Raw genomic sequence first — 25,725 nt, 5'->3', positions numbered from 1 at the left:
TTATTTCACCGTAATCTTGAAGTCATCATCACCGGCGCTGGTCGGGATCACCGACAGCCCCATCTGAAGGGTGGCAATCCCGTCGCTTTCACCATACTTCGGTTGCAGTACTTGCACCTGTGCGGCGTCGAACTGGACGATATGTCCAGCTATGGTTCCGTGAACCAGTTGAATCGCGCCGGTGGTGTTAGCCTTTGCGATAGTGAAAAAGTTTTTGGTGCTCAGCACGGGTGCTTCTATAGTCACCTGGCCACCCGGTGCACGATCGGTGATCTGCACGCTCTCTTCACCCACTACGTTGCGATACACCACCTGGTTGTTCTGATCGAAGGAGAAACCGATCATGTTGGGAGAGATCCCGTGCAAGCTGAAGGTTGGCGTGTTGTCGTTGGTGACCGCCAGCGGAACCTGGAAGGCGGTGAAATCCGGAACAGGATCCGCCACAGTAGCGGGGTCAGCCCATAGTCCGGTCATCATGAAATGAAACTTTGGAATTTTGCCTGGATCACCCTTGAGACTGAAGCCGCCCCGCGCACCCAATAGCGCATGTTTCTGGCCATCGATGTGGAAATAGAGTGTGCCTGATTCCTCGTTACCAGAGACCGGATCGTATTCCACACTGACGCTGGCATTGATCGTCTCTGCCATGCCGCACATACGTAGAATGGGGCCATAAGCAGGGGCGGTACCCGCAGCACCCGCTCCAGCCATCTCCACATCAAACTCCAGTTTTACATGAGTACCCACGTGAATCTGCAAATCATTGCCCAGCGTAGGGCGCACCAAATCACGGCTGACGGCACTGCCTTCCATTGGTAAAATACTGAGGTCACTCACCTGAATCGCATTGGCCAAACCGGTAGGCGTAGAATCGGTTCCATAAAGAGTTTCCAGTTTTGCCAGCAACACTTTTTTTCTGAATTTCATAATCGATTACCCCTTGGCCTTTTTGTCCTTAGGTTGTGGCTTTTGTGCCAGGTCAACCGGTTGATCTTCGGCCACTCTGGGACGATTGCCCTCTGGATGATCCTGGGTGCCTTCCACCTTTTTCAGTTCATCCCCTTTACGTTCAAATCTGCCACCTTCTCTCACAGATAAACCCTCGTATTGAGCGCTAGATCAGCGCTATGACATAACACACCGGCAAACATAACCGGTCCTGAATCCTGCACCTGAACACCGGCCTCTTCACCAACAATGCAGCTATCCACCACGCCGCCCAACGTGTCATCTGCACGAACTGCATCACAGATCAGTTCAATAAATGCATCAAACAGCTGTTCACTCTTATCGGCATCATCCAACGCCATAAAACCGCGAATCTTCCAACGATACGTCCGAGCCCAGCGGCCAGTGGCGGGGCTTTTCTCACGTGTCGTTACACGGCGCACATGCCAACCTTTAAACCTGCCATCAGACAGATACAGTTTTTTCATATCCGCACTGTTTTTGGCATAGCGCTCATAAGCGTGAACCATGCCAATATCAGTAATGCTATTCAGTTTGGCGACAATGGCAGCGCGAATCGTTTCCATATCAGACATGGAGCAGTCCCTCGGCTATCCGGCCTCTGGCACGCTCATACATCGCATCGATCTGCGGTTGCAGTTGGCGGAAGTTGCGGTGGAACATACCGACACCCAAGGTGCCCCGAACGGCTATCTTGCGAGCGATCGACAGTGCCACTCCCTCGGCCTGTTCTTCATCTCGGATATCCAGTTTGGCTTGCACCCAATCGATCAGTGGCTCAATAGGTGGGAAGTGGGGTCGCGTTCCCAGCTCGACAGGCAATGCATGCATGGATGCCGTACCGACCACACCAATCACCGTATTGGCCAAGGTGCGGGGCGCTTCTGAATGAATAGATTCACGCAGTGCAGCGGTAGCACCCACAGGGGTGTCCTCTTTGATCTCACGCTCCAATAGCATTTCAGCTTCTAAGGTTGCCGCAGACAATTCTTGCTCAACCAACTCAGGGGCTTGTTCCCATGCGGCAGTTAGTTGAGTGATATCTCCGGCATTGATGTTAATCTTCATATCAGCGCAACCTGCCAGGATGCAGCAGCCGATCACGCCCCTGGCTGTTCGGCATATCCAGATCCACTACCACGCCAGCGGCTGAATTACTCTTGGGGTCAATCCCAAGATCATTGAAATAGTTCTGCCGTAAAGATTTAGCTCGTGAGGCGTATTCTCGTGACTTGCTTCCATGATCAACACTATCCGCCTGAATGGTGGGATCAGAATCACCGCTATAACGACTGGCCAATTGATCACACACCAGCGCAGCCGCCCAACTGGCTACCGCATCACGATCCACCAGTGGAATGGTGTCAGTCGTTTCATCCACATTGTGAAACACACTGAAAGAGACCCGTACCGATACGGATGCCTGCAAACTCATTCCAATCAGCACTGATTCACCCGCAGGTGCCTGGTAGATCTCCCAGTCATCCAAAGTCACAGGCGGTATGCTTCCGATGGGATATTCCAGCTGCTGAATAATTGAAAAGCCGGGAACCCAATCAGTCGGTAGATCCAAAACCTGCCCACCAGGTGCAATCACATCCCGTACCAACGTGCGAGGCCGGTCTTTACTGTAACGAATCACCGATGCATCAAAAGCATCCTCCAGATCCGATGGTGTTACCTCATCAGCATCTGCCCGTACTTTGCGCTCAATTAATTTTTGATAATCGTGAAGCATCTTCTTCTCGGCTAAAAAAAGCCCAGGCCGCTGTTATCGTTATACCGGCCCAGGCTTCCCTCTCACTGGTGAGTTATTTACGCGACAATAGAGCCCTGGAATCCTCGGAAGTCCATGACGGCACCCTTGTAGATATGCCGGATCTTGTACTTGATCTGGTCATTGCTAAAGAGACTGCCCTGGCTCGGGTTGTCCTGGATAAACAGCTCCGGTTCTTCCTTGCCGTTATAGAAGCCCAGCTCAATCAGTGGGATCTCCCGTTTATCAGCGGTACCGAACCAGTTGTTTGCATCCGTCCAATGGGGCACTACATGCACGGTCGGCTTACGACTCTGAACAAAGGTCTCATCATTGTTCGTGTTCCGGACAAACAGATCGAAGGAGGTCTCTTCCAAATCGGAAGGAACTGCCAGGTGTCGCATCACCAAGCCCAGCTTTTCATTAGAACTCAACTCTGCCTGGTTCAGCATGGCCAAGCGTCGCGCAGCATAAGAGGTTGCACTCAATGCAGCTGATCCAAGATTGCCATGCCCAACAGTGAACAAAGCAGTGGTGTCGTAGATTGTTGGGTTGGCATCCAGGAAGGCCAGAACAAACTTGTACAATGTCCGCTTTGAAGCGACAGCCATCTTGAGTGGGATACGCTGAATTACACCCACATCATCATTCGCGATCGCTTCCAAGCTCAGCGTCTCACTACCGCCTTTCTTCTCCAGGGCATAGGTAGCCTTTTCATCACCTGGTGTTGTGAGGGGGTCATACGATCCGTTTTGAGCGACAACCGGCAGATCACCATAACCACCCATGCGGGTACGCTCTTGGGTGCGGAAATCGGTGACAGAGACAATATCGGTCAACCAGCGCCAATCACTCCACTGATCCTCCATTCCATATTCACGCAGCATGGCGCGGGTGATTGAGTTGCCCAATACATTGCCAAACGTGGCCGCTGACACGGCCTCTCTGATACGCGACTCACCAACCGCTTCACGCAAGCGTTGCATATCGCAATCTTGGGTCAGGCCACTAACGCCTTTATCACCGGTGATATCGATATAGATCTGCTTGAAAGATCCTGCAGGCTTGTCCGGATCAAAGAACGCTTCAAGCATGCGCTCCACCTTTTCAGATCGGTCTTCACCGGCCTGAAGATGATCGCCGCCCAGACCATGAGGCTTACCGCTCTCCGTCACACTGGCCAGGTATTCACGCTCTTCGCGAATGGCCTCAGTTACCTGAGTCACACTGAAACTCTCAGCATCAGCAAATTGACGATTCAGCCGCGCCTTGGCTTTGTCAGGCAGACCCGACTCAGCAATCGCCACACGAGCATGTGAGCGCGCTTCAACCATACGCATGGCATTGCTTAAATCATTTTGAGTAACACCACTGGTGCCAGCGGGTTGTCCTTGACCCACTACTGCGGCACCTTGGCCCGCTCCCTGCGATTTTTCGTCGTCGGCAGTGTGTTTATTCAGGTTGGAGTAAGCCTCCAATACGGCTTCCTCGTTTTCGATGTCGAGGCCCTCAGGCAGGGCCCCACCATTGCGGCCCTTGATGGCCTCGATCATGCGTTGACGCAGTGCCATATTGGCGTGCTCCTCTTCTTCAATTACAGCTTCGATTACATTGATGATTCCGCCACCGGCGGACGGCTCCACGATCAGATCGAGCGAGTGAGCCTTGGTGAATTTGCTGATGACTTGAATGCCACCTGGTGCTTTCTTTGCGCGAACATCGGCATCAATTGAAAAGCCAAAAAGGTCGCTGGCCATGTTGCGCTTTACCGCTTCATGAACTTTAGAGGCGATCTCTCCGGAACTGTTGAGCATCTCCAATATGCCTTCAACTGAACCCTGATCGCTGCCCTTGCCAGGAACGAATACGGTTTCAGTCACGCGGCCTATCAGGTTGCGTACATCCTTTCCTTTCATCCGAATATGCTCATCGTCACTCTTGACGAAGACGCGCATACCTTCAAAGACACGGTCAGAGACCGCCTGTTTCAAAGCGGTATCGGTGTAGTGATTTCTGTTCTTTGATGTACCCGCCTGAATGATGCAAATGCGGTATTTATGGCCGGTATCGTCCAGCGCCTCGAGTACCTTGTGGTCGGTATCCAGCGCCTCCACGGCCCGGACAGGCTTGTGGTCCAGCACGACCTCTTGGGGTGTGCCGAATTGCACCTGGTTGTCGTCGGAAAGGGTGTAGGGGTAGGCCATCAGGTGGCCTCTTTTTTCACTGGTGCGCACCACCACGCGATCCGGGTAGATGGCGTCGATTTCGATATAGCCGCTGGATGGCTGCCCCAGGTGCCCGCGCAATGCCGCCGACACCAGCTCTATGACGGAGCGAAAATCGCCTGCGGTCGCCTCCCGCAGCCGCTCCTCGCCTTGAATGCCTTCTGCGGGGATTTTCTTGTTCACTTCTCGCCCCGGAGCTTTTTACCGTCTTTGGTCACAACAATCACATGATCGTCGTACTCTTTAAACGATAAAACCTCATCACCCTTTACCGCAATTTCGCGGGTCTTGTCGGTGGGTTTGCCAGTTTCCTTATCGAGGATCGGCACTTCACGCTTTACCAGCTTGGCCACTTCAGCATGGGTGAGTGACTTCGCTTCGGAAGGCTGTTTCTCTTCTGTGGGTTTTTTCTCTGCCACGTTCTCTCTCCGGCTTGGTTCGGAATCACATTGATGTGTGTCCAAACTACCGGGAGGAGGCAGCGGGGTCTTTTAAACGGGTTTAAAAATAAAAACCGCCCCAGAGGGCGGTCGGTAAGAGGTAGCTAGAGGCGCTTAGCTGGCTTTCTTTTTTATGGGCAGTAGCAACTCATCCACACGATGTCCATCCAGGCCGAGCTCGGACATATCATAGCCAACCTGTTCCGCCGCCTGAACAACGTGCTCTAGCATATCGTGATACGCTGAGGCTTCTCCCTGGCTGAAATCATCACCCGCTGTCGCAGCCGTCTTACCACGTTCCATTGCGATCGATATGACCTCATCAAGGATATGAGCCAATTGCTTTTCAGTCTTCATTTCTGCTTACCAATATTGCCTTTAATATTGCCAGTTCTTCACGTTGCCGCTGAATATCCTCAGGCCAACGCTTTTCCAGTAGCGCTCTCTGCCTGGCATCATGCAGATTATAGAACAGTTTCGTTTTCTTTGTCGGCTCCTGAATCCAGCTCTGGTGTTTCGTGATCTGCTTTTCCAGTGAGCGAATGCCACGCTTTATCTCTGCAGAGGATACATCACGGTAACGTCTCAACTTTCCCGCATGCTTACCGCCAGTGAGGGCTGTTTTATAGGCTCTCTGCTCTGCAGAGGTATCCTGGGGTGACAGCGCTCGCTTGCGCGGATTGAGTTGCCTCTCCAAATCACTGAACGGTTTTTTATCGGGACTTTTCACTTCCCAATGCGCCATGAAGGGCAACTCTTCACAACCGCAGTTGATAATCTCAGACGCTGGCGCAGCAGGATCTCTCGGGTGCCTCATTTCTACGCCATTAGCCAGCTGGAATAGTTCATCATACTCACGGATCTGCCCATCGATGGCGTCATGATTAGTGCGGCTGTGTATCTTGCCTGACCGTCGCCATTGCTTCTTCAGGCCAGGCAGCACTTTCTGAGCTTCTCCCATACGCTGATGTGTAGCCACGGCATAAGCCCGGCCAAGTTCGGTGCGCACAATCGTCAGCGCCCGACTCCGGCCTTGGGTTTTAAACAGCCTTTGAACATTGGAAACCGTATCGCCTATTGATTGTGAACCAATCATGGCCAGCCCCAGTTGATTGCTGATCTTATTGGCCAATTGCACTGAAACATCCTTGATCCGGTCAACCGCAAAAGTTCGCATGGCTAAAAGCTGATCGGTTGATATAGCCGGTATCAAACCAGCTATTTCTATGCCCCCCGCAGCGAGTGGCTTGTCCACCAGGTCAATCCCAGCCTGCCAGCTCTGGTTTGTGCGTTCACTCATTAACTGTGCCGTTTGGCTTTCCACCTGGCTCAGTGTCACTTTGATCTGTTTCTGCAATTTGGGCAGATAAAACTGTTCATAGTCACTAGATGATGCAGCCAGGGTAGCTTTGATCTCGGCCTCGGCCTGTTTCAACAGCCGTACAATTTCACCATAGGTATCCTTGCGGATCCGCAGGCCCGCTTTCAGCTGGGCAGTACGCGCTTTGTTAAATGTGCGGGTTCGTTTATCGGTCACTCGAGTACTTCCAGCGGTGCGCGGATCGGGCAATCCGTGGTTCATTGCTCAGGGGATAGGCGTGGGTTTTTTTGATCTCTCCCGTAATGTCATAAAACCGGCTGCCTATCTTTGTCACGACATGACCTTCAATACCGTCATAAAAGGGTTTTGCATCGGGAAAAATGGCTTTAAGAATTAGAAAAAACTGATAGCAGCCGCCATTCAGATAAACAATAACAGCCTCACGATATGACTGGCGGATGGCCGAGATCACTTGGAGTATTTTGAAATGCTGCTGCATGTTAATGATTACAGCTCGCCGACCACTCGCCCCATATTAATACGATCCATACGCAGACCCATGTATTCAGCGGTGCATTTATCAAACTGATTCGGACTCCACCAATCGCGACGCTTCAGGCAGTGCTCAAGGGAGTCATGAAGTGCATCCTCGTGTTTTTGAGGGCATTCAATTCTAACCAGCTCTCCATTATCCATCACCAGGTCAATATAGATGTACATGATCACTCTCCACTGGTTAGTTGCAGCGGCTGGCTGCAGGGCCAGTACTCCAGATTTTCATCTGGGGTCTATTCCGGGTTGACAGTAGACGAAGGCGGGCTAAGTATTTGCAATCATCGGGTTGTTCAATAATAAGCAGTACGCCCGGACACCGATCCGTCATCCTGGCATAGTGCAATGCCTGGCCGACACCTTCATACCACTTTCTGGCAAAGTCGACTTCAATGGCATGATCCGGTGTTAGGCAGTCAACGCGGGTACCATCATCCAATCTATGTTCCGTGATCCACTCACACCACTGATCCTGGTACCATTTTTCTGTGTGCTGATGGCCCGCATTGAGCCAACCAGCATACAGAGCGAGCACAGCAAATATCCCAATCCTGATCATTCGTCTTCATCCTTGATGGGGTCATCCGAGTACACATCCCCTTGATCCCGTTTTGCGGCTTCTTTCAGTGCGGCGCTTAACTCCGTTTCGGCATCAAAGTCTACACCTAGACGCCCACTAATGGCATTCACCTGGCGCAGGGCCAGCACCTTGGTAATCAGTCCCTCATTGATGGCCATTGCTGCTGCAGCCGTCACTTGTTGAAGTGCTGCAGCATACTTGGTGGTATCCCGTGCAGTCATCTCCGGCCAGACCGCCTCAGGCACCAGGTCAGGATCCGGGTCATACGGATCAATGAACACCTCTTGGCCGGTTGGGTCGAGCTTACGGTTGATCACAAAGATGGCCATATCTTCAAGAATGCCACCAATATCACTTTGCAGACTGCTCAGAACCTTAAAGGTAGGTTCAGACATCGACTCACCTGTGGCGCGATTCACATCATCGGCACCGCCATACCAGTGCTCCGGATAGGTAGCCCCACCCAGCATGTGATTTCTAAACAGCTTTGCATTTTCCGCGCTCTCACCCGCGCCCAGTCCCGGTGTGACCGCATTCCATTTTTCACCGTCATTATGCACCCGGACGCTGTTTGGTTTGGGTGATGTAATCTGTCTGGCCCGGGTTTTGATCTGCTCTTCTGTGGCACCGACCAACTCCACATCCCACATAAATGCGCGGAGGAACTGACTGCGATCCAGTTCGCCAAACAGATACTGGTCATAGGCATCCAGCCAGTCGATCTGTGCCAGCAGTGCAGATCGCCCTCGCGTGCCGGTACTCAGTTCATTAATCCGGTTAAAGAAACAGAGCCCATCCTCAAAGGTTTCACGAATGACTTGGGTACGCTGGGTAAACAGATCATCCTCGGTTCCATTCAGAATCACCCGATAGCGTCGAGCAATCCCTTTCCGGCTCTTGACTGTAACAATACCGATCGGCTGTTCCGCATTGTCCGGATCCATCACCACGGTTTCGATCAGCGCCGGGTCAAGATACCCCAGGCGCACATGGCCGTTGTGCTCATTAATAAAGGCAGGCCAGCACTGCTCACCAAACAGCAGCAATTCACGCACCTTCTTTTTCAGCTTGCGCTTCATGTTATTAATCGGGTCATTCCAGAAGGCATCCAGATACTTTTGCGCATCGGGATCCGTCACACGAAGCTCTACGCCTTCAGCCAGCAGATAGGCCACCGGTAATTCAATGAGCCGGTTTGCCAGAAGATTGCTCTCCCACAAATACAGAGACAGATTCTGCATCCGTGTGTGCGTCATGGGGGCCAGGTCGCGATTATTATTGCCAGTTAGACGACGCCACTGATCATCATCTACATCAACGGTGGCCCCAGCCGCCTCAATCACACGGACCTGACTGGCCTGTTTGATAGCCTGCTGATCGATTGCATCGCGAAGCGCAGTATCACCTAATGTTTCAGCAATACGGAGTCTGATGTCGTCTGTAGCTGTTCCCATGTTCAATATTCCGCCTCAAAGGCCTTTATAAAGTTTTATAAAGCCGGTAATGGCCGCAAAACGCATCATCACCGCGCTACACCGTCTACAGTCCAGCCATCGGGCAGGTTGCTCAATGGCCCTTTTTACTGATCTCAATGATCATCTGCTCATGCAACGTCTCACCTGCCGATGTCTGAATCTCCAGATCCAACTCAACATACTGGCCCTCGACCGCTCCAACAGCAGCAGAGACTTTCACACCCGTCATCTGGCCATTGATGGCTTGATCAACAATATCCAGGCCACCAGAAGTACTCCAGGTGCTTAATGCTATCGTCGCACCCTGAAGTTCCTGATCATTCCATTTCAACCAGTACCATTTGGCACTGGTTGGATGAAGGGGGGGTGTATCAGAGATTGGGATCATGCAGCCGTATCCCAGGCAAAACGTATAGTCGGGCCGTCATTGTTGTACGCTGCAGCTCCCGGCGACACCGTACGCTTGACCCAGTATGCTTTGGTTTCACCGGGGGCTAGATCGCCGATAACCAATGCTGCACCTACGCCGTTAGCCTGAGCAAATGAGACCCCCGATGGCGCGGTGTCTTCATCCGCAATGGTCTGCTCGGTACCGTTAATGGCACTGGTACCAAGTCCGATCTCTTCATCCGTATCGGCGCTCGGTGATTCTGCATTGACGAAGACCTTCAGATTTTGAGCGGTCAACGTTGGGTGAGTGTTTTTCACGTATTCACAACGGTATTCAGTATCGCCAGCACTGGCTTCGTCGGAGGCCACCTGGTCAAACAGATTATGAACTCCCGCAGAGACTTCAACACTAGAGATCACACCACCCAGTGATGCATTCGGGTCTGAGTTTGCAGCTCCACCGCTGTAGTATATTTTTATATCGGTTGCGACCATTGGCACGGCTAGTTCCTCCTAACAGGAATAATTCGGTTTTCAAGTGGGACCGGGATCTGTCTGATCTCCGGCCGGACAGGTATGAAGGTGATGGGTGTAATCGCCAACCCATCAACAGACCACGTCAGGGTCAGACTGTTTTGCATTAGCTCCAGGCTGTTCCAACGCAGTGGCAGATCAGTGGCTACACCATTAACAATATTCCAACCAGCACCCAGGGCAGTGACCACGGCATTGGCAATGTCGAAACGGATATCCTGATCCTGGGTGACGGCCTCCAACAGGTTCCACTGGCTGTCGAACGAGGTGGTGATAGCCTGCAAAATGTTGTAGCGCAGATCGATGTCTTTAGTGACTGCCGTCAGACTGCTGTCGACATCCCAAGTGATGGCCACATCACGCTCAACAGACTCCAGAATGTGCCAGTCGGTTTGCACGTCTTTGGTCATCGCATTGAGCAGATGCCAACTGAACGACTGTGATTTGATGACGCTGTTCAACAACTGCCAGGCCGTCTGCACGTCCTTTTGCACGGCATTAATGATGTTCCAGCGCATGTTCATATCGCTGGTGATGTGGAAGAGCGCCGCGATAATATCCCAGCTGATATTCACATCTTTAGAGAGCTGCTGAAGGATGTCCCAGCTGGTGAATTCATCTTTAGTGACTTTGTTCAGCAGATGCCAGGCGGTTTGCAGATCGGTATCGACGGCATTGAGAATGTCCCACCGGGTAGCGTGGTCAGTGGTGAGTTGCTCAAGCACGTTCCATTGGGTTGTGAGGTCTTTGGTTACGGGGGTGGTGCCTGCGCTGTCTGACCAAGTGCCGACGGTGCCCCATGCGCCAGGAGCGGATTGGTTGGAATACTCTGTGGCGCGCCAGTCTATGGACAGATAGGACTCTCGTAATCGCACCTCTCCTATATGGCCATAATAATCGTAGGCTGTTACTGATAGATCATAATAGTGCCCAACAGTGATCGGCTTGCTGGAATTTAATATTCCGTCTCCACTGAGGGTAAGCGTCCCAGTTGATGATCCATCTACTGACGGAATTACTGATCCTGAGTCGATCGCTAAATGAAACAAATGAGGATCGGCAGTAGCGGCTATTGGCTTAACGTACACTTCGCCCAGGTACGCACCATCATGCGCCGAAAATTGCCACTCATTGGCTGATGATCTTTTATTTATCTGAAACCAGTCACCTTCTTCAGAGGACAATCGGTTACTAATTATTCCGCCAGTGCCGTCAGCATTAGCTTTTGACCACGCTGATATAGTGACATCTGAAGTAGCGTCCCCGAAATCACTGGAACCATTTATTGTTATGTATTCATTTACATTGTTGTCAAATGAAGTCCACTCACCTCCCCACGGATGTGATGTGGTCGTTTGACTAAGAGTTCCAGTAACAGCCCCATCATGCCCATTACCCGTAGCATCTATATAACTGCCATCATTCATGTGGAGTACTGCATAGTAATCAGACCAAACAGCATCCCGCCCATACGGCTCCCACTCTGCAGGCTGCACCGATTCCGTAGCGGAGCGCTCGATATGATACGGCGCATTGGTATAGGCTGATGGATGCCGAAAATGGACTTCAATGTCCGGCGTGCCGCCCGTTACAAAACGAACAACATCAATGGGCAAGCGGGTGGTTTTTGTGGCATCGGAATAGATACGCAGATCACCACCGCCATTTGACAGGGACAGCGATCCACCATCAATGGCGGCAGGATCAAAATCAGCAGCACGTAATACCTGCGGGAATCCACTATGGACTCCCGTTATTGCAGGTAATAGGTTTGTGCCACTGGCCGCCATCTTTTAGATATCGAACCGTTTTATATACTCACCCATATTGATGGATGGGTGAGCACTCAAAAATGCGGCCAGGTTCGCGGGGATGTTTGCGGGCGTGTTTTCATCATTGATCGCCTCGACATCATCCAGCATTGGTATCAAGCCGTCGATCAAGACACGCTGCTCTCTGAAAATGGCGACCACTTTTGCCAGGTCGGCGGCATCTGCGTCACCGTCTGCAGTTAGTACAGAGTTGAATACAAACACACCGAAGTGCTGCATGCGTTTTAGCTGTGCATTAAGGTCTGATACCGAGCGCTGCACACCCATTTTTATCTGGCGCAGCTCATCGGCGATGAGGCGGTCTTTGTCGGTTGCTGTAAAGCCCATTTTTAACTCCGTCTAAACATTGCTATCTGCCTACGCCCACGTGCACTCTCTGGGGCGTAGAGTTTATTCAAATCATCACTGTCAACGGTTTCGCCATAGGCGGGTTCACCCTCGTCCAGCGCGGCCATCCAGGCAAGCAGACCAGCGACGGCGGAATCACCATGCCGTGGCATGCCGTCACTGCCTTTATCTCTGCCATCATCCATATGGGGCCTGCCCTTATGCAGTACCACGCGTCGGTGGTCTGCAATAATGTCTTCGCTCTTTGGCACGGTGATATTGCGGCCTTCATAGGCTGACTTATATTTTGGAAACGCCACTGCGTACCACTGTGCGGTGAGCATGACGCACTCGATCCGATTAGGACCGAATCGCTGCATGGCACCTTCAGCATGTGACTGGCCGTTGCCTCTGGCGTCGAATTTGGCAGCATGAAGTAGAGGCAACTCACTAAGAACGTAATCGCGAATAAGTGCTTGTACATCGAAGGGGATCTTCCTCAGTTCAATAAGCAGTGCGGTCCGCCAGTGGAGCGGAGAATCATTCTGCAGTATCCAGATAACAGACAGATCCCCATCACGACCGAAGTCCTGGCCATATACCGTTCGCTGGTCCAGCGGCAAGTTATCAATCAGCGGCTTGATGGTGTCTTTTAACCAGCGGTCAGTGGTTTCCAGTCGAGTGGGATCAATAACCCACTCTTCAGGCTGTACCCAACGTACAACGGGAATACCTTCTGCCTGGCATTGCTCTATGAGAATCCGACTAAAGTAAACACCGCTACCACGCTTTGGAATACATAAAAGTTCTTCGTTGGCATCGGCTTCATCTGGATAATCAGCAAAGGCTTCTGCTCTGAATTTCTCCTCAGCCTTTGCGCTCCATTTCTGACCGGTTACCAGGCAGATGCGTTTATAGAAGCCATCTGCAAGCGCCTGATCAAAATCCACATGGTGCAAACTCCAATTCAACTTACCGGCCTTGATATCACGCACCCAAAGATTGAACTGGTTATCCTCACCGTTATGGGTACTGACAATACTGATGCGACCACCCCAGAGACGGAACGCTAAAGCGGCCTTGACTACCTCTTGAAGGTTGTCATGGAAGCCAGCTTCATCAATCCGTGCATGCCCCTGGCGACCGCGCCAGTTATGCGGATTGGATGACAGCGCTTCATAGACATGGCCTGACGCAAACTGCACCTTATAGGTGGTGATATCTCGCCGCTCATTGCGTATCACCTTGCCGTCAACGTCAGTCTGAATCACATGCTCACGGTGGCGTTTCACACCGATCTCGCTGATAGCAAAACCATAGGCCTGGGCAAAGAACACCACGTCGCCGATATTCTCAGCCGCCATCGCCATGTTGTAGCCCATATAAAACTGATCCATACCCTTTGGATGCCCAAGCGGTAATGCAGCCTCCAGCGCACCTTCTGCGGCCAGCGCTCCCCAGCTCCAGCCGATACGACGACTTTTCTCTGCCAGGCGCACGACCGAGTTGTCCGCATGCCAGCGACCCTGATAAGGCAACAAGATCTTTGGCACCTGAGCAGCGGGTATTAACCGTCCCATACGCGACTGCTGTTTCTCTTCCACCAGGTCAAGCAGATCTTTCCGCTCACCTTGAGAGATCTCGACCGCTTCTTCAGTAATGTCAGTCCGTTCTGCCATTCTCTTCCTTCAGCATTTCGGTCAGTCGTTTTTTAACGGCAACAACGGTGCGTTTATATTCTTCGAATATTTGGTTTTGCTTACGAGTGATGACACGTTCCCTGTAGAATTCACGAAACTTTTCCATACCGTCGACGTTGGCTGACAGTTCCGCAACAATCTGAAAGTGTGCGATTGCCTCAAGCACTTCTTTCTGAGGACGGGATAGTGGCTTTAGTCTCATGCTTGAACCTCAATGCCTAGAATGTGCGCACGGATCGCACCCCAGTCTTCATCACTTAAGCCATTGCGCCTGGCGATGGTCTCGGCCTGGTCGGCTGCGGCTTGTTTGGCGGCATTCAGTTTTGCATTCACTTCAGCGGCCCAGCGCTTTTGGTTAACACTGGCGCGGGAAAGGTCAGAGATGGCTCGGGCGGCATTAGATATGAGTTTTACGCGCTTGCCGGGATCAGCGTCCTCACTTTCCTGGAGGGCCATCAGTACATCAAACATGTCAGACTGCACCATTGAGATCACTGCTGCACTACGCGCATCTGCATCATCAGGTGCAGCAGAAGCGATTGCCTTTGCCGCCTCAGTACTGCTCTTGATTGCATCAATCTTGCGTTGCAGCTGCTGTCCGTACCGATGGACAGCACTGGTGCTGGAGTTAACGCCACGTCCCTGAAGTTTTTCGACTAAATCGTCATAGCCTTGGAAGCCGCCGCTGATCAATTCCTGATCGAGCCAGGCTTTATCACCGGCACTGAGATCCACCACAAAGGAGCGTCTAGGCATCAGCTGATACCTCGAGACATTCACCGCAGTTGGGGTGAAATATGCCTTCTACAAACGCCATGTCCGCAGAGAGGAAGTCATTACCCCATTCGGTGATACGCGCAAAGGTGGTTGACTCATCATCCAGGCCATCCACTACTTTCACATCGGCCAGGCCTTGGTCTTCAAGCCATATCAGTGAGCGAAGCACATTGACCAATTCAGGACGAAGATCTGGATCATCCAGCAGTAATTTCAATAACAACGGCGCAGCCAGCCACTCACCGTCAGCGTGTTGAAGCCACTGCAGGAGCCTCAGGCGGCGAAGCTGTTTTCTTTTAGATGCATCAATCATGGCTGCTGCCTATGGCGTCTCTGATCTGTGCAACCAAGTGGGTAATTTCATTTTCATGATTGGCCTTGATGGTGCCGATGGCCTGATTCACATCACGAGATACGGCGGTCAATCGGCTATGGACACGTTCAATCTTTGAATCAATGGATGCCTCCATCTTTTCAATACGGTCGAGCTTGGGGTAGGACTCATGCATTTCATCGCGTGTCAGCGTGATCAGTTCATCCATCTTGCTTAACCTGGCGGAGTGGCGATCTAACCGTTCGGCATGTTCCTGCAGCGTACGGTCATGGGCATCTTTAAGATCACCCCGGCGCTTGTCATTTCGAACAATGACCCACTTGTAGAGCGCAAACAGCAGTGTGATGACGCCCAGCATTACAAAAAACCAATCACTCCACTTCATTACCGGTAGCCCTTTTGTTTTTGTTCTCTGATTTCCTTGCACTCAATGCAGCGGACGGAGTTTGGCCTGGCGGCTAACCGCTCCATCGGTATCTGTTCTCTGCAATCAACACAGCAGCGCTCACCGTTAATGATCAGGGGTGCTTCTGTTTCAACATGAGAGGCCAGCTCGCTTTCAACTGATAAGCGTCGGTGTTCTAACTCTCGCTCTTTAGCGCGATCAACATCATCCATTGAAGTGCAGCTCCATATAACGGATCCAACGATTTATATTTTCAGGCAGGAAGTCATCTGAGTGACGCCAGAGTTCATGCTTTTGATAATCAGGTGCCTGGATATTCATACACCGCGCATCAAAGTCTTCATGCTCTGGGTTGCCTGCATTCAAACCCAAGCGACCAGCATCACCGAAGTCATGCCAGGGTAGACGTGCACCTAGCCAGATAGCGCGATCGCCTGGGTGATGGATAATAAAGAGCCGCTTGCAGCCACCTGACGGGATATGCATGTCGCAATTCATCGCGGGGCGAAACCAAAACACAGTCGAGAATTTTGCTCCCAGTTCCATCATTCGAAGATTGACCAGGCAACCTCGACTATGAGCTATTACTGCATCACCATCACATTGTTGGTCCATGACCAAGCGGGCATCGCGAAACTGCCTTGCACGACTACGAGCTTGCAGAACCCAGCGCGTCATCGGGTAGTCTGCATCGACAGCCTCTATATCGCGCTGACGTAAAATGGAGAGCGCCCGATCAGTGCTCTCTTCACCATTTGTTCGAATGCCGTTAATGCCGAGAACACGCATGATCAGTTCAGCGATTGCATGAACAGCTTGCCCAACTGCTTCTGGACATCAGATGACCGGATATGGACCGTTGTGCCGTCAGGACGGTGTATCTCAACATCCGGCGCACCCCGTAATGAACGGGTATCAATCGAAACCGTTCCATCGGGCTTCACCGAATACTTATGTGTACCGAGTGCTTGGTCATTTTCTCCACGCACCAGGGTATCGTTTCCACAACCGACAAGGGCCAGCGCCATGAACACAAAAAGCAAGAGTGAACGTCTCACAGTGAACCTCCAAGATGGGTGTATATGGCTTGCTGAAGCAAAAACAGACGCCTCATCCAGCCTCGGAAATATTTTGATTGGGTGTGATTTGAAAGCGTGATGTCGCGGTACAGGCGCGCACGTCGTGAGAGATAGTCTACGAGTACAGCAGATACATCAGATTGGAGAGCAGTCGCCTGTGTGACAGGCCCATTGATGCCGTCAGCAGTCACACCAAGTGATTGCTGCATCAGTGCAATAGCAACGTGCATTTTGTGATTGACCACACCACCAAATAGCGCCCATCCAAGCGGCGCGGGTAACTCGCTGCAGCCTGCCTTCAGCCAGTAGTCATGGAAATAAATTGCGCGAGCCTGATCTTCTGTCAGGTTGGCTATATCCAGGTCAGGGTATGATCTTTTTGAGATGCCGTGCTTAGTCTCGCCACCCGGATCATCCGGATCATTGACATAACCGCCCTCAATTTCAGGAGAGAGCAGCCAGTCACAGGCTAAGTCGAATGTTTTAAGGTGCTGAGGCATGCCCGACATGATGCCGGGCAGCGTTGGGGATGTATTTTAAACGGGTTTAAAAAGCAGAGTAATCTCAGGCCTTTTCAAAGGACTTTAGCTTTCTTATGAATGATTCTTCGGTGCACTGAATCTGAATAATTCTCGGATCGTCAGCATTGATCGGTATTATTATCTTCGCTCCGTATGGTTCGGCTGTAATAGCTTGATGAAAAGACGTTATGACATCAAGAAAAACCGATGACTCAAGTTTTGCAATTAGGCACAAGCTATGCAATTCAACATTTATGCGTTTAAACGCACTACCTATCAGAGCAGTCTGTGCTGTTGTGGTTCGCTCATCGGCTGGATTTATATAATATGAAGTAGCCAAATTGGACAGCTCCGCAATGTCTGTTGATAATTTGATGATTTTGTCATTTATACGTCCAGAGCGCTGGTCACGTTTTTCCCAGTAACGGCCACCGAAAAAGCCAAGTATTCCAACACCACCTTCCCATAGAAACCCCTGAATTCCATCCATCTATTTATATTCCTTTGATGCAATACGTACCTTTTCCCAAATTGTATCTACAAGCATTGGATCATCATTCGCAATAAGCTTTAGTTTATTTTTTACTGCCGCTAATCCATATCTCTTACCAAGCTCACCAAATGACTCATCAAGAAACGAAGCTCCATAGGTAATAGTTCCTGTCAGATCTATCGTTAACAAATCACACTCTTCAAACAAAGGAATTAGAATGTCATCACGAAACTCCTCGCCTGAATCTGGACCATGCTCCTTGAGCCTTCCACCAGGAAACATGGAAAACTCTTTCGCTACGTTATAAAAACAATCATGTTTTGTGCTCATATTGCGAGTCTCGTTTGTAGACCTTCACTTGAAAGATCAATACGTCCATCTTTGTCAACAGTTTCTTTATTGGGGTGAATCGACCAAATTAAAAGTGTACCATTCAGCGGAATTTCTACAGTTGTAGGATTACTGCGAGCATTCCTGCAATAAGAATAGTCCCCTTTATTCGAAATTACTCTTAAAAATCCGCCAGTTCCAGCTGGTATTTCATTAATAAATTCCTTGAAGCTAGGAAAACCGTTTCCGTGACGTTCACTTTTTCTTCTGGTAATCCCTTCTAGGACCGCATGCTGGAGAAGCTCGGCATCATTCATGCCTACTAATGTCTTGATTTTTACTGCCCACTTTTCTTTAAGTGTAGTTGGAACCCCAACGCCTTGGTCATAAAAAATGAAGCCCACTTGCCCAACAGATTCATCAACAAAACCAGCCATCCACCATTCACCTATTAAATCAGGTGAAATCCCATCTTTCCTATATGCATGATTATGCACGTTATCCATACATTCAATTAAAGCTGCAAGAAGGCGCTTTCTAGCTATGGGCTCGAATGAAACAACTTTTTCAAAATGACTTACTAAGCGGTTGGCGATACGTGCATCTGTTCTGTTTCCTGGCATAATCCTAAAAAAAGCGCGGCTTGATTTCTCTTCAGCATGCGGCGGTGATTTAATATTCAAACAACTATAAAAGCCTATATCGGTAAGGATCCGCGCTACTGCTGGGCTATCTGGGTGAGTTCCCCGAAGCCTTTTCTTCATAGATTTGTACTGTATACAACGCTGAAGTTCTGAAACTAATATTATTGCCGTTTCAGGAGTTATTGAATCCAATGCCTTTTGATCAAGTAAAACCTCCGTAGAATCTCCATATAGTATTTCTTTCTTTAATTTATCCAAAAAATAAATAGTTTCATCGATGTCACCTCTGAAGTTCATTTTTTTGGGGAATTTTAGAACAGCGCGCCCTCTAGTTGGCTCATGAGGTGAGTATTTTCGATTAACTAATGGTCTATGTTCAGTTGATACTTTATTGGGATTATAAATAACATCGAGCCTTGCTATTCTTCGCTTTTCTCGAATGCGTTGTAACACCTGTTCACGAAGTAGTCGTTTTTTCCTTTTTGTAAGTAGGTGTCTCAATGTAGATATCCTTGTACTGCTTTTATTATGGATTCCATATATGTGCAAATTTTATTTATATGAAACTAAATTGGCTGCACTTCATTGCATTGCCTTAGAAAGTAATTTCCAACTCCATCATCGACAATGAAATAAAAGGCATCTCTCGGGGACAATCGAACAGATCGTGGAATACCTGCTGAAGGAATAGCAGGTGAGATGCTGACAATAGAGCCTTCAGGTCGCCAGGTAACCCCTTTGATAACCCCTAGTTTTATTTTACGGAGCGATGCAGTCCCAGTAGCGTTATAAGCCGACTGTCCGACAGCATTGCAATATTGATTCGGTTTGCTGGTGCATATGTCTGCCCAACCTGCAGCGACGGCACCACTTGAGATACATAAACTGAGTAGCAAAAAAATCCCTTTTCTCATACTGCCTCCCTCTATTCATTTTTTGTTTTTTTCAAATACTTCGCTGATACCAGCGAAGCGCCAATCTCCTGCAGTCGAGTGCGATCATCTTCAGAGAGTTGTTGACCAATTTCCAGCCATATCCTGTCCCTGGGAGATAACGCACCCGCCTCCGTGGCAGTTTCTTCTTTTTGTTTTTGTGTATATTCGGGGTGCTCTTCGGCTACTTGATCAACACTGAGCGTTCGGATGCCGGTCAGAATATAGTTAATATCTGCCCCAAGCCCTGCAAAACCTATAAGTGCCTGACCACCAGGCATCGATACTCCACGCTCGTATTCACCTATTCCCTGAGGTGTTCGCTCACAGGCCAAAGCGACATCTGCCCGACTCAGTCGGAGACGATCACGCTCTTCTCGCCAGCGGCTACCAACAGAAGATTTATCTTCAATATTACTTGACATAAGAAGATATATCTTTAAACTGAAGATTAACTTTCATTTAATGCTTACCTTAAGTTGTTACTTTCACCGTTATTTAATGCGCCGCTGGCGGCGCATCCGGAGAAAACCATGTTGACTGGCAATCAAATCCTTCGCCGACTAAAGACCGTACAGCTGAGCTTTACTGATATTGCACGTCTACTATCAGTCACTCCTCAGCATGTCCATCATGTGGCGCATAGAAAAGCTTGCTCCAGCCGCACTGCCAAAGCGCTCTCGGTCGCTATCGGCCTGCCCTTTGAAGAGGTCTTCGAAGATCAGCCACAGTATCACCGACAGATCGACCCACAAGCACGTGTCAAACGTATCCAGGCCACTCATGAGGCCTTATTGGAAGCAGGCTATGACCTTAAGCCGCTATCAGCTACCCGATAAGGTTTCCCATGCATCACATGAATGCCAAAGCCCCGATGGACAGTGAAACCCTTGCCAGGATCATTGCCGCTGGCTTTCCCAACCGTCGAGCATCTGATCGACCATGTGAAACAGCCCAATCATATCGTTCTGAGCGTGCTCACCCAGTTCGGCGTACTCGTGCAATGCCCAATAGTCAGGCTCAAGTACATTCCGATCAATCAGCCCATTGTCAGCAAGGTGAGCCATCAGCATCGCTATCAGCGAGCGCTGAGCAGCCAATCGTTCTTCAAGTACGGTTGTGCCTAGTTCCTTGCCCATGTGCTTCAACCTCTTGTTCTGCCACCTGTAGGAAAGACTAACGGTTCTGAAATGATTTTGAAATATCCAAATTCCTTTTATTTCTGCATAACCCATTTTGAAGGGGCTTCCAATGTATCGGCGTAATTGGAAACACCTACAACCAAGCAGCATGGATCATGCGATGCGCTTGGATCTGGAGTATGCAAAAGAAATGAAAAACCTATCGGTTGAGCGAGTAGCTGATCGAATGGGGATTAAGCACTGGACACTCTATAAGTATGTGGACAACGGCAGCCTGCCAAGCCACTTGATCAGGCCGTTTGAACACGCGTGCGAATGCCCACACCAGTTCCTGACTCGGTATATCGCCCATAGCGGTCATTTAATGACCATTGGTATTCCTACCGGACGGAAAGCAAAAGCCAAGAATATCAATGCATTACAGAGTTCTTGCACCAATGCAATTGATGCACTGCTCAAGTTTGCTGACCAGGAAATGACCGCCGATGAAACCCTTAATGCGCTAACCGCGACGATGGAGGATCTGGCTTGGCATAGGGCAGAGGTTGAGCGAACTGATTTACCTGAATTGGACTTTGGAGAGTAAGTATGTCCGAGCGTTACCTGAGCAATAGCCAGCAGCGCATTCTGCGCATTTTGATCCACTTGGGGGGGCATGAGGTACACGGCCTAGCGCCCGGTGAGATCAGCAAATCACTGGATATCACCCCGGCCAACGTAACTCACGATTTAGCCAATTTGAAGCATGCGGGTTTGGCGGAACCGTTATCGGACAGCAACCGGTGGCGCTTGACCCCTCGTATTCCGCAGATAGGCGTGGCCATGCTCAATGGCATCGGTCGTGCCGAGAGCAAACTGGCTGAGACCAAACAACGTTTTTCTACCCAACCTTATTGAGGATTGATTTATGCCACGAAAAGCCACAACTAAAGTCCCGGCTGATCCTAAAGAAGCAGTGGATGCCCAGGCACTGCAGGAAGCTACCGCCGTCTTTGATGAGAACAACAAACGCCTGGCTTTAATTGATTCTCAGTTTGGTGATGGGCTGCCTTATGACTTTGGTCGACTGATCCACGAAACCCAGTTTTATCTACAGCAGTCTGCAGAGGCCATGCTGGAAGCCGGTAAACGGTTGATCATGCTGAAGGAACATGAGCCACAGGGGGAATTTCAAAATGCCCTCACCCTGATTGGTCTCGCTCCTAGAGCCGCACAGAAAATGATGCAGGCTGCAGTTAAATACACGGGACCAAAGTCAAAGCTGGCTTCCCTGGGTAAGACAAAACTCCTTGAGCTGATGGTTGAAGATGATGAGGAGCTGGAGCAGCTGGCGGAGGGGGGCACGCTGGCCGGGATGACGCTCGATGAGATTGACCGCATGACCAAGGCGGAACTGCGGGAACACTTGCGCAAAGAGAAAGAAAAACGTGAACAGGACAACGATGTTCACGAGAAATTACTCACCCAGAAAGACGCCAAGATTAATGAACTGGACAAGCAACTGCATGGCGGACGAAACCTGCCCAGTTGGCCTGAGCTGGTTTCTGAGACACAAATTCAGACCCAAACCGCCGCTTTCCAGGCGATGGAGGCCTGCGACAAGCTGGCCGTACTTCGGGAACAAATTCTGACTGGTGACCTGGGTGACCTTCAAGGCGAAGACGCCGAGCCTGCTATCGAGTCAATGGCGGTGACTTACTACAACGCGCTGTACCAGTTATGGGGACAGGTCGGTCAGCTGATGACCGATGCTGAAGAGGTTTTTGTTGGCTACAAAATGCAAGCTGATGAGCGTGCAGCCAACGCCGTATCCGACCCAGAATAAAAAAAGAGGGCAGGCCGATGGCACTGCAAGAATCCACATCTTTATTGCTGAGTGATGAGTTGCGCAGCCTAGCCCGGCGGCTGGATAACGCCGGGCATGGGGAAAAAGGTGCTCTTATGCAAGCATTTGAACAGTACAGCGGCTGGAGCCGTCAGCGCATCTATCGTGAGCTGAAAAATATTGGCTGGACGAATGAGAGAAAACGGCGCAGTGATGCCGGAACAACACGCCAGGATGAAGGGGTACTCACTGAACTAGCTGCCACCCTGCGCTGTGGGTTTCGCAAGAATGGAAAAGCGACGATGGAGACCCCCAATGCCCGGAGCTTACTGGCATCCAACGGGCGTCAGTTCAACGTCAGCAACAGTTCCATTAACCGCCTGTTACGCAAGCAACAGTTCAACTTGGCGAGTCAACGCCAGGCTTCTCCTCATGTGAATCTGCGAAGCCTCCACCCCAATCATGTGCACATGGTGGATCCATCGCTCTGCCTGCTGTTTTATACCCCTGATGGCAAGCAGCACATGATCCGGGATGATGAAGCCTACAAAAATAAGCCTGAGTTCCTGGAGCGAGTGGGCGAACTCAAATGCTGGCGTTACGTCTTGGTTGATCACTACTCCAATACAGTGATTGTGCGCTATTACCAGAGCAAGGGTGAAACGCAGACCAACCTCTATGATTTCCTGCTTTATTGCTGGAACCAAATTGCCGGGCGACCCTTCCACGGCATGCCGAAACTTTTGGTATGGGACAAAGGCAGCGCCAACACGGCTAGCGCCATCAAGAATGCCCTCAAGGCGTTGCAGATTGAAGCCTATGAGCACCAGGCAGGTAACCCCCGTGCGAAGGGTGCCGTTGAAGAGGCCAATAACCGAGTAGAGAAGCTGTTTGAATCCCGCTTGCTCTATGAGCCCGTGCCATCCATCGACGCGTTAAATAATGCCGTGGATGCCTGGTGCAATGCCTATAACGCTGACCGCATCCCAGAATATGACGCCAGGCTGCGTCGTCGCGGTATGCCACAGCCACTCGCCCGCTTTGAGATATGGCAACGGATCCGGGTGGAGCAGCTGCGGATCCTGCCAGAGTTGGACGTGTGCCGATACCTGCTGAGCGCTGAACCCAAACCCCGTAAAGTGCGGCCAAACCTCAGCATTACCTTCGCACATCCCATTGCCAAACGCAGTCTGGAATACGACCTACGCGCCTTGGATGGTGTGTACCCAAAACTGGAGGTGATGGTATCACCGCTGGTCATGGATGGTAGCCACCAGGTGTTTGTGCAGGTGGCCGATTATAAAGGTGATGTCACCGAACATCTGGTCGAGCCCGTACCCTTTGATGAGATGGGTATGCGGCTGGATTCCCCGGTATGGGGCGAGAAGTTCGATCGCATGCCTGACACCCCTGTAGAGCAGGCAGGTAAAACAGCGGATCGGGCAGCCTATCCGGGTCTCTCTGATGAAGATATCAGCAAGGCCAAGAGCAAACGGACCGCACCTTTTGGTGGCCTGGATGCGCACAGCCACTTGGGTGATGTCTACCTTCCCGAGTACATGAATCGCCCAGGCACAGAACTGGATGTGCCTCATCGGGCGCGAGTCGAGATCAAACCCCTTTCACATATCCAAGCCTGCCGGGCTTTGGTTGGCAAGTTGGGCCGTAGCCTGTCAGCGGAGGAGAACGCATGGATTCGCGAGACCTTCCCTGAGGGTGTGCCCGAAGAGGAGCTGTCGAATTTGGCCCTGGGTCTCGCGCAACCACGCGAGTCACAGCGGCCAGGTTTGGCGGTTGTTAAGTAACTTTCTGGAGGACTCATGAGAGGACCACATCATGCTTATGCAATCACGCAGATACAGTTCAAATTATGCACCCGCCCTGGCGCGGGAAATCGGCGGTAAGGGAGCCCACTACATGCCCATAAGACTCAAACATGTACTGGCTGAACACGGTATTCCACAAGGTGATTGGTGTGCCGCTGTGATTCAGAACGGCGGTAGAAACAAGGGCCAGGGTTTATCGCAGCCAATGGGTAACCTGATCTTGAATTGGGGCACCTGGCCGAAGCTCACCACCGAAGAGGTCATCAAGAAACAGACCCGGCAATTTCTATTAGAGCGCGGCGTGTCAGACGAATTTCTTGGGAATGAACTCTGGCTGGAAATTGAAGGCCGTGCTCGCCATACCACGCTGCAACCACATGGAAAACAGCCCCAGGGGTCTAGACCTGGGGCTGAGGATTCCGATAACGAAACCCTTGAAGAAACGCTACCGGAGAATGAAATGCTATCACAACAGGCAAAAAGGCACTTCAAATTATTCAATGACCCGTTCATTGATGATGTAAAGGGGCCTGAAGATGTCTACCTGAGCGAAGATCAGCGCTACATACGCGAGGCCATGTATTACGCCGCAAAGAACGGCGGTTTTCTGGCTGTCATTGGTGAATCAGGCGCGGGTAAAAGCACCCTGCGGAAGGATTTGATTGACCGGATTAACCGAAATGGTGAAGCGATCACCATCATCCAGCCACGCATTATCGACAAAGGTCGTCTAACGGCTGGTGCGATCTGTGACGCCATCATTCAGGACGTCTCTTCAGAGGCTCCAAAGCGGACACTCGAATCCAAAGCACGACAAATTGAACGCCTGCTAACCGGGTCAGGGCGTAGCGGCAATGCGCATGTGCTGATCATCGAAGAGGCCCATGACTTGACCATCGCCACACTCAAGTATCTGAAGCGTTTCTGGGAGCTGGAGGACGGCTTCAAGCGTTTGTTGGGCATTGTGCTTGTTGGTCAGCCGGAACTGAAGGGCACGCTCGACTTACGCCGCAACTGGGATGCTCGTGAGGTGATCAATCGGTGTGAGATTGCCGAACTGCACCCGCTGAACGGTAACCTGGAAGAGTACATTCGCAACAAGCTCAAGCGTGTCGGAAAGGAGCTTGACGACATCTTCCAGAAGGACGCCTTTGATGCCATCCGTACCCGGTTGCAAATTCCCGGACGTGGCCTCGGCGCAACCGTTTCCATGATGTACCCACTGATGGTCAATAACACGATAAGCAAGGCCATGAACCTGACTGCTGAGATAGGCGAAAGCAGAGTCAGTGCTGAAATTATCAAGGGGGTGTGA

37 protein-coding genes are annotated in these 25,725 nt (G+C 50.8%); 6 read left to right on the top strand and 31 right to left on the bottom strand.

Translation table 11 applies throughout. The features are described from left to right. The 30 genes from FHP88_RS15750 to FHP88_RS15610 all read right to left on the bottom strand — a co-directional run bounded on the left by FHP88_RS15750 (position 1) and on the right by FHP88_RS15610 (position 20,042). A complete protein-coding gene (locus FHP88_RS15750) occupies positions 1-927 on the bottom strand; it encodes a phage tail tube protein (protein ID WP_144360044.1) in 927 nt (308 codons plus the stop codon). Positions 928-933: 6 nt separating this feature from the next. Next, a complete protein-coding gene (locus FHP88_RS19215; protein WP_186297756.1) occupies positions 934-1,092 on the bottom strand; it encodes a hypothetical protein in 159 nt (52 codons plus the stop codon). Beyond that, positions 1,089-1,544 (bottom strand): hypothetical protein, encoded by a 456-nt coding sequence (locus tag FHP88_RS15745; RefSeq protein WP_144360043.1) that lies wholly within the window; start codon positions 1,542-1,544, stop codon positions 1,089-1,091. The genes FHP88_RS19215 and FHP88_RS15745 overlap by 4 nt, the downstream gene beginning before the upstream one ends. After that, the gene (locus tag FHP88_RS15740; protein ID WP_144360042.1) at positions 1,537-2,037 is read right to left on the bottom strand and encodes a hypothetical protein; all 501 of its coding nucleotides are present in this window, start codon (positions 2,035-2,037) and stop codon (positions 1,537-1,539) included. Before FHP88_RS15740 ends, FHP88_RS15745 begins: the two co-directional genes overlap by 8 nt. A 1-nt stretch (position 2,038) precedes the next feature. Continuing rightward, on the bottom strand, positions 2,039-2,707 hold the full coding sequence (locus tag FHP88_RS15735; RefSeq protein ID WP_144360041.1) for a hypothetical protein: 669 nt from the start codon (positions 2,705-2,707) through the stop codon (positions 2,039-2,041). 77 nt (positions 2,708-2,784) lie between these two features. Further along, positions 2,785-5,133: a hypothetical protein gene (locus FHP88_RS15730; protein WP_144360040.1), complete on the bottom strand. Its 2,349-nt coding sequence runs from the start codon at positions 5,131-5,133 to the stop codon at positions 2,785-2,787. Continuing rightward, on the bottom strand, positions 5,130-5,369 hold the full coding sequence (locus tag FHP88_RS15725) for a hypothetical protein (protein ID WP_144360039.1): 240 nt from the start codon (positions 5,367-5,369) through the stop codon (positions 5,130-5,132). The genes FHP88_RS15730 and FHP88_RS15725 overlap by 4 nt, the downstream gene beginning before the upstream one ends. A 135-nt stretch (positions 5,370-5,504) precedes the next feature. Beyond that, entirely contained in the window at positions 5,505-5,747 is a 243-nt protein-coding gene (locus FHP88_RS15720; RefSeq protein WP_144360038.1) for a hypothetical protein, read from the bottom strand. Beyond that, the gene (locus tag FHP88_RS15715; RefSeq protein WP_186297755.1) at positions 5,737-6,927 is read right to left on the bottom strand and encodes a phage minor head protein; all 1,191 of its coding nucleotides are present in this window, start codon (positions 6,925-6,927) and stop codon (positions 5,737-5,739) included. Before FHP88_RS15715 ends, FHP88_RS15720 begins: the two co-directional genes overlap by 11 nt. Beyond that, on the bottom strand, positions 6,917-7,210 hold the full coding sequence (locus FHP88_RS15710) for a hypothetical protein (protein WP_144360036.1): 294 nt from the start codon (positions 7,208-7,210) through the stop codon (positions 6,917-6,919). Before FHP88_RS15710 ends, FHP88_RS15715 begins: the two co-directional genes overlap by 11 nt. Positions 7,211-7,218: 8 nt before the next feature. Continuing rightward, the gene (locus tag FHP88_RS15705; protein ID WP_144360035.1) at positions 7,219-7,431 is read right to left on the bottom strand and encodes a hypothetical protein; all 213 of its coding nucleotides are present in this window, start codon (positions 7,429-7,431) and stop codon (positions 7,219-7,221) included. Between the two features lie 16 nt (positions 7,432-7,447). Continuing rightward, the gene (locus FHP88_RS15700; protein ID WP_144360034.1) at positions 7,448-7,822 is read right to left on the bottom strand and encodes a hypothetical protein; all 375 of its coding nucleotides are present in this window, start codon (positions 7,820-7,822) and stop codon (positions 7,448-7,450) included. Continuing rightward, on the bottom strand, positions 7,819-9,297 hold the full coding sequence (locus tag FHP88_RS15695; RefSeq protein WP_144360033.1) for a hypothetical protein: 1,479 nt from the start codon (positions 9,295-9,297) through the stop codon (positions 7,819-7,821). Before FHP88_RS15695 ends, FHP88_RS15700 begins: the two co-directional genes overlap by 4 nt. 112 nt (positions 9,298-9,409) lie before the next feature. Further along, the gene (locus FHP88_RS15690; RefSeq protein ID WP_144360032.1) at positions 9,410-9,706 is read right to left on the bottom strand and encodes a hypothetical protein; all 297 of its coding nucleotides are present in this window, start codon (positions 9,704-9,706) and stop codon (positions 9,410-9,412) included. Continuing rightward, positions 9,703-10,209 carry a hypothetical protein gene (locus FHP88_RS15685; RefSeq protein WP_144360031.1) on the bottom strand — a complete coding sequence of 169 codons (507 nt, stop codon included), beginning with the start codon at positions 10,207-10,209 and terminating at the stop codon, positions 9,703-9,705. Before FHP88_RS15685 ends, FHP88_RS15690 begins: the two co-directional genes overlap by 4 nt. Positions 10,210-10,211: 2 nt before the next feature. Further along, entirely contained in the window at positions 10,212-12,032 is a 1,821-nt protein-coding gene (locus FHP88_RS15680) for a LamG domain-containing protein (protein WP_144360030.1), read from the bottom strand. Positions 12,033-12,035: 3 nt separating this feature from the next. After that, positions 12,036-12,401: a hypothetical protein gene (locus FHP88_RS15675; protein WP_144360029.1), complete on the bottom strand. Its 366-nt coding sequence runs from the start codon at positions 12,399-12,401 to the stop codon at positions 12,036-12,038. 2 nt (positions 12,402-12,403) lie between these two features. Beyond that, on the bottom strand, positions 12,404-14,080 hold the full coding sequence (locus FHP88_RS15670) for a terminase large subunit domain-containing protein (RefSeq protein WP_144360028.1): 1,677 nt from the start codon (positions 14,078-14,080) through the stop codon (positions 12,404-12,406). Then, positions 14,064-14,303 (bottom strand): hypothetical protein, encoded by a 240-nt coding sequence (locus FHP88_RS15665; protein ID WP_144360027.1) that lies wholly within the window; start codon positions 14,301-14,303, stop codon positions 14,064-14,066. The genes FHP88_RS15670 and FHP88_RS15665 overlap by 17 nt, the downstream gene beginning before the upstream one ends. Beyond that, a complete protein-coding gene (locus tag FHP88_RS15660) occupies positions 14,300-14,857 on the bottom strand; it encodes a DUF3486 family protein (RefSeq protein WP_144360026.1) in 558 nt (185 codons plus the stop codon). Before FHP88_RS15660 ends, FHP88_RS15665 begins: the two co-directional genes overlap by 4 nt. Continuing rightward, positions 14,850-15,191 (bottom strand): hypothetical protein, encoded by a 342-nt coding sequence (locus FHP88_RS15655; RefSeq protein WP_144360025.1) that lies wholly within the window; start codon positions 15,189-15,191, stop codon positions 14,850-14,852. Before FHP88_RS15655 ends, FHP88_RS15660 begins: the two co-directional genes overlap by 8 nt. Beyond that, a complete protein-coding gene (locus tag FHP88_RS15650) occupies positions 15,184-15,597 on the bottom strand; it encodes a hypothetical protein (RefSeq protein WP_144360024.1) in 414 nt (137 codons plus the stop codon). Before FHP88_RS15650 ends, FHP88_RS15655 begins: the two co-directional genes overlap by 8 nt. After that, on the bottom strand, positions 15,597-15,830 hold the full coding sequence (locus tag FHP88_RS15645) for a TraR/DksA C4-type zinc finger protein (RefSeq protein ID WP_144360023.1): 234 nt from the start codon (positions 15,828-15,830) through the stop codon (positions 15,597-15,599). The genes FHP88_RS15650 and FHP88_RS15645 overlap by 1 nt, the downstream gene beginning before the upstream one ends. After that, positions 15,823-16,407, bottom strand: a complete 585-nt coding sequence (locus FHP88_RS15640) for a hypothetical protein (RefSeq protein ID WP_144360022.1) — start codon at positions 16,405-16,407, stop codon at positions 15,823-15,825. Before FHP88_RS15640 ends, FHP88_RS15645 begins: the two co-directional genes overlap by 8 nt. 2 nt (positions 16,408-16,409) lie before the next feature. Next, entirely contained in the window at positions 16,410-16,676 is a 267-nt protein-coding gene (locus FHP88_RS15635) for a hypothetical protein (RefSeq protein ID WP_144360021.1), read from the bottom strand. Beyond that, positions 16,673-17,197: a glycoside hydrolase family 108 protein gene (locus FHP88_RS15630; RefSeq protein WP_186297754.1), complete on the bottom strand. Its 525-nt coding sequence runs from the start codon at positions 17,195-17,197 to the stop codon at positions 16,673-16,675. The genes FHP88_RS15635 and FHP88_RS15630 overlap by 4 nt, the downstream gene beginning before the upstream one ends. A 64-nt stretch (positions 17,198-17,261) precedes the next feature. Further along, positions 17,262-17,708, bottom strand: a complete 447-nt coding sequence (locus FHP88_RS15625) for a hypothetical protein (protein ID WP_144360019.1) — start codon at positions 17,706-17,708, stop codon at positions 17,262-17,264. Continuing rightward, positions 17,709-18,041, bottom strand: coding sequence for an STAS-like domain-containing protein (locus FHP88_RS15620; RefSeq protein WP_144360018.1), 333 nt, complete (start codon positions 18,039-18,041; stop codon positions 17,709-17,711). It lies immediately after the preceding gene. Next, complete coding sequence (locus tag FHP88_RS15615) at positions 18,038-19,186, bottom strand: hypothetical protein (RefSeq protein ID WP_144360017.1); 1,149 nt, start codon at positions 19,184-19,186, stop codon at positions 18,038-18,040. Before FHP88_RS15615 ends, FHP88_RS15620 begins: the two co-directional genes overlap by 4 nt. 424 nt (positions 19,187-19,610) lie before the next feature. Then, positions 19,611-20,042: a helix-turn-helix domain-containing protein gene (locus FHP88_RS15610; RefSeq protein WP_144360016.1), complete on the bottom strand. Its 432-nt coding sequence runs from the start codon at positions 20,040-20,042 to the stop codon at positions 19,611-19,613. A 108-nt stretch (positions 20,043-20,150) separates the two neighbouring features. Between FHP88_RS15610 and FHP88_RS15605 the strand changes: the two genes are divergently transcribed. Beyond that, positions 20,151-20,456 (top strand): hypothetical protein, encoded by a 306-nt coding sequence (locus FHP88_RS15605; RefSeq protein ID WP_144360015.1) that lies wholly within the window; start codon positions 20,151-20,153, stop codon positions 20,454-20,456. Positions 20,457-20,516: 60 nt separating this feature from the next. Here the strand turns inward: FHP88_RS15605 and FHP88_RS15600 are convergent, their stop codons facing one another. Next, positions 20,517-20,756 (bottom strand): hypothetical protein, encoded by a 240-nt coding sequence (locus FHP88_RS15600; RefSeq protein ID WP_144360014.1) that lies wholly within the window; start codon positions 20,754-20,756, stop codon positions 20,517-20,519. A 112-nt stretch (positions 20,757-20,868) separates the two neighbouring features. Between FHP88_RS15600 and FHP88_RS15595 the strand changes: the two genes are divergently transcribed. The 5 genes from FHP88_RS15595 to FHP88_RS15575 are packed head-to-tail and all read left to right on the top strand — an operon-like array spanning position 20,869 to position 25,725. Beyond that, positions 20,869-21,345, top strand: coding sequence for a hypothetical protein (locus tag FHP88_RS15595; RefSeq protein ID WP_144360013.1), 477 nt, complete (start codon positions 20,869-20,871; stop codon positions 21,343-21,345). A gap of 2 nt (positions 21,346-21,347) precedes the next feature. Continuing rightward, the gene (locus tag FHP88_RS15590) at positions 21,348-21,656 is read left to right on the top strand and encodes a hypothetical protein (protein ID WP_144360012.1); all 309 of its coding nucleotides are present in this window, start codon (positions 21,348-21,350) and stop codon (positions 21,654-21,656) included. A 10-nt stretch (positions 21,657-21,666) separates the two neighbouring features. Beyond that, complete coding sequence (locus FHP88_RS15585) at positions 21,667-22,584, top strand: DUF3102 domain-containing protein (protein ID WP_144360011.1); 918 nt, start codon at positions 21,667-21,669, stop codon at positions 22,582-22,584. Positions 22,585-22,601: 17 nt separating this feature from the next. Beyond that, a complete protein-coding gene (locus tag FHP88_RS15580; RefSeq protein ID WP_144360010.1) occupies positions 22,602-24,389 on the top strand; it encodes an integrase catalytic domain-containing protein in 1,788 nt (595 codons plus the stop codon). Positions 24,390-24,426: 37 nt separating this feature from the next. Beyond that, positions 24,427-25,725, top strand: a complete 1,299-nt coding sequence (locus FHP88_RS15575) for an ExeA family protein (RefSeq protein WP_260843337.1) — start codon at positions 24,427-24,429, stop codon at positions 25,723-25,725.

Source organism: Sedimenticola selenatireducens (assembly GCF_007625115.1).
In the GTDB taxonomy this organism is placed as follows: domain Bacteria; phylum Pseudomonadota; class Gammaproteobacteria; order Chromatiales; family Chromatiaceae; genus Sedimenticola; species Sedimenticola selenatireducens_A.
The sequence above is the reverse complement of the archived record's forward strand: the minus strand, read 5'-3'. Positions and strand labels throughout refer to the sequence as shown.

Bases quoted from the DNA above. Each gene is read 5' to 3' on its own strand.
- FHP88_RS15700 (WP_144360034.1), bottom strand. From the start codon at position 7,822: ATGATCAGGATTGGGATATTTGCTGTGCTCGCTCTGTATGCTGGTTGG.
- FHP88_RS15655 (WP_144360025.1), bottom strand. From the start codon at position 15,191: ATGATTGATGCATCTAAAAGAAAACAGCTTCGCCGCCTGAGGCTCCTG.
- FHP88_RS15735 (WP_144360041.1), bottom strand. From the start codon at position 2,707: ATGCTTCACGATTATCAAAAATTAATTGAGCGCAAAGTACGGGCAGAT.
- FHP88_RS15620 (WP_144360018.1), bottom strand. From the start codon at position 18,041: ATGAGCACAAAACATGATTGTTTTTATAACGTAGCGAAAGAGTTTTCC.
- FHP88_RS15690 (WP_144360032.1), bottom strand. From the start codon at position 9,706: ATGATCCCAATCTCTGATACACCCCCCCTTCATCCAACCAGTGCCAAA.
- FHP88_RS15625 (WP_144360019.1), bottom strand. From the start codon at position 17,708: ATGGATGGAATTCAGGGGTTTCTATGGGAAGGTGGTGTTGGAATACTT.
- FHP88_RS15740 (WP_144360042.1), bottom strand. From the start codon at position 2,037: ATGAAGATTAACATCAATGCCGGAGATATCACTCAACTAACTGCCGCA.
- FHP88_RS15605 (WP_144360015.1), top strand. From the start codon at position 20,151: ATGTTGACTGGCAATCAAATCCTTCGCCGACTAAAGACCGTACAGCTG.
- FHP88_RS15670 (WP_144360028.1), bottom strand. From the start codon at position 14,080: ATGGCAGAACGGACTGACATTACTGAAGAAGCGGTCGAGATCTCTCAA.
- FHP88_RS15585 (WP_144360011.1), top strand. From the start codon at position 21,667: ATGCCACGAAAAGCCACAACTAAAGTCCCGGCTGATCCTAAAGAAGCA.
- FHP88_RS15710 (WP_144360036.1), bottom strand. From the start codon at position 7,210: ATGCAGCAGCATTTCAAAATACTCCAAGTGATCTCGGCCATCCGCCAG.
- FHP88_RS15645 (WP_144360023.1), bottom strand. From the start codon at position 15,830: ATGGATGATGTTGATCGCGCTAAAGAGCGAGAGTTAGAACACCGACGC.
- FHP88_RS15640 (WP_144360022.1), bottom strand. From the start codon at position 16,407: ATGCGTGTTCTCGGCATTAACGGCATTCGAACAAATGGTGAAGAGAGC.
- FHP88_RS15695 (WP_144360033.1), bottom strand. From the start codon at position 9,297: ATGGGAACAGCTACAGACGACATCAGACTCCGTATTGCTGAAACATTA.
- FHP88_RS15745 (WP_144360043.1), bottom strand. From the start codon at position 1,544: ATGTCTGATATGGAAACGATTCGCGCTGCCATTGTCGCCAAACTGAAT.
- FHP88_RS15750 (WP_144360044.1), bottom strand. From the start codon at position 927: ATGAAATTCAGAAAAAAAGTGTTGCTGGCAAAACTGGAAACTCTTTAT.
- FHP88_RS15600 (WP_144360014.1), bottom strand. From the start codon at position 20,756: ATGGGCAAGGAACTAGGCACAACCGTACTTGAAGAACGATTGGCTGCT.
- FHP88_RS15705 (WP_144360035.1), bottom strand. From the start codon at position 7,431: ATGTACATCTATATTGACCTGGTGATGGATAATGGAGAGCTGGTTAGA.
- FHP88_RS15595 (WP_144360013.1), top strand. From the start codon at position 20,869: ATGTATCGGCGTAATTGGAAACACCTACAACCAAGCAGCATGGATCAT.
- FHP88_RS15610 (WP_144360016.1), bottom strand. From the start codon at position 20,042: ATGTCAAGTAATATTGAAGATAAATCTTCTGTTGGTAGCCGCTGGCGA.
- FHP88_RS15675 (WP_144360029.1), bottom strand. From the start codon at position 12,401: ATGGGCTTTACAGCAACCGACAAAGACCGCCTCATCGCCGATGAGCTG.
- FHP88_RS15720 (WP_144360038.1), bottom strand. From the start codon at position 5,747: ATGAAGACTGAAAAGCAATTGGCTCATATCCTTGATGAGGTCATATCG.
- FHP88_RS15590 (WP_144360012.1), top strand. From the start codon at position 21,348: ATGTCCGAGCGTTACCTGAGCAATAGCCAGCAGCGCATTCTGCGCATT.
- FHP88_RS15580 (WP_144360010.1), top strand. From the start codon at position 22,602: ATGGCACTGCAAGAATCCACATCTTTATTGCTGAGTGATGAGTTGCGC.
- FHP88_RS15650 (WP_144360024.1), bottom strand. From the start codon at position 15,597: ATGAAGTGGAGTGATTGGTTTTTTGTAATGCTGGGCGTCATCACACTG.
- FHP88_RS15680 (WP_144360030.1), bottom strand. From the start codon at position 12,032: ATGGCGGCCAGTGGCACAAACCTATTACCTGCAATAACGGGAGTCCAT.
- FHP88_RS15665 (WP_144360027.1), bottom strand. From the start codon at position 14,303: ATGAGACTAAAGCCACTATCCCGTCCTCAGAAAGAAGTGCTTGAGGCA.
- FHP88_RS15575 (WP_260843337.1), top strand. From the start codon at position 24,427: ATGCAATCACGCAGATACAGTTCAAATTATGCACCCGCCCTGGCGCGG.
- FHP88_RS15630 (WP_186297754.1), bottom strand. From the start codon at position 17,197: ATGCCTCAGCACCTTAAAACATTCGACTTAGCCTGTGACTGGCTGCTC.
- FHP88_RS15660 (WP_144360026.1), bottom strand. From the start codon at position 14,857: ATGCCTAGACGCTCCTTTGTGGTGGATCTCAGTGCCGGTGATAAAGCC.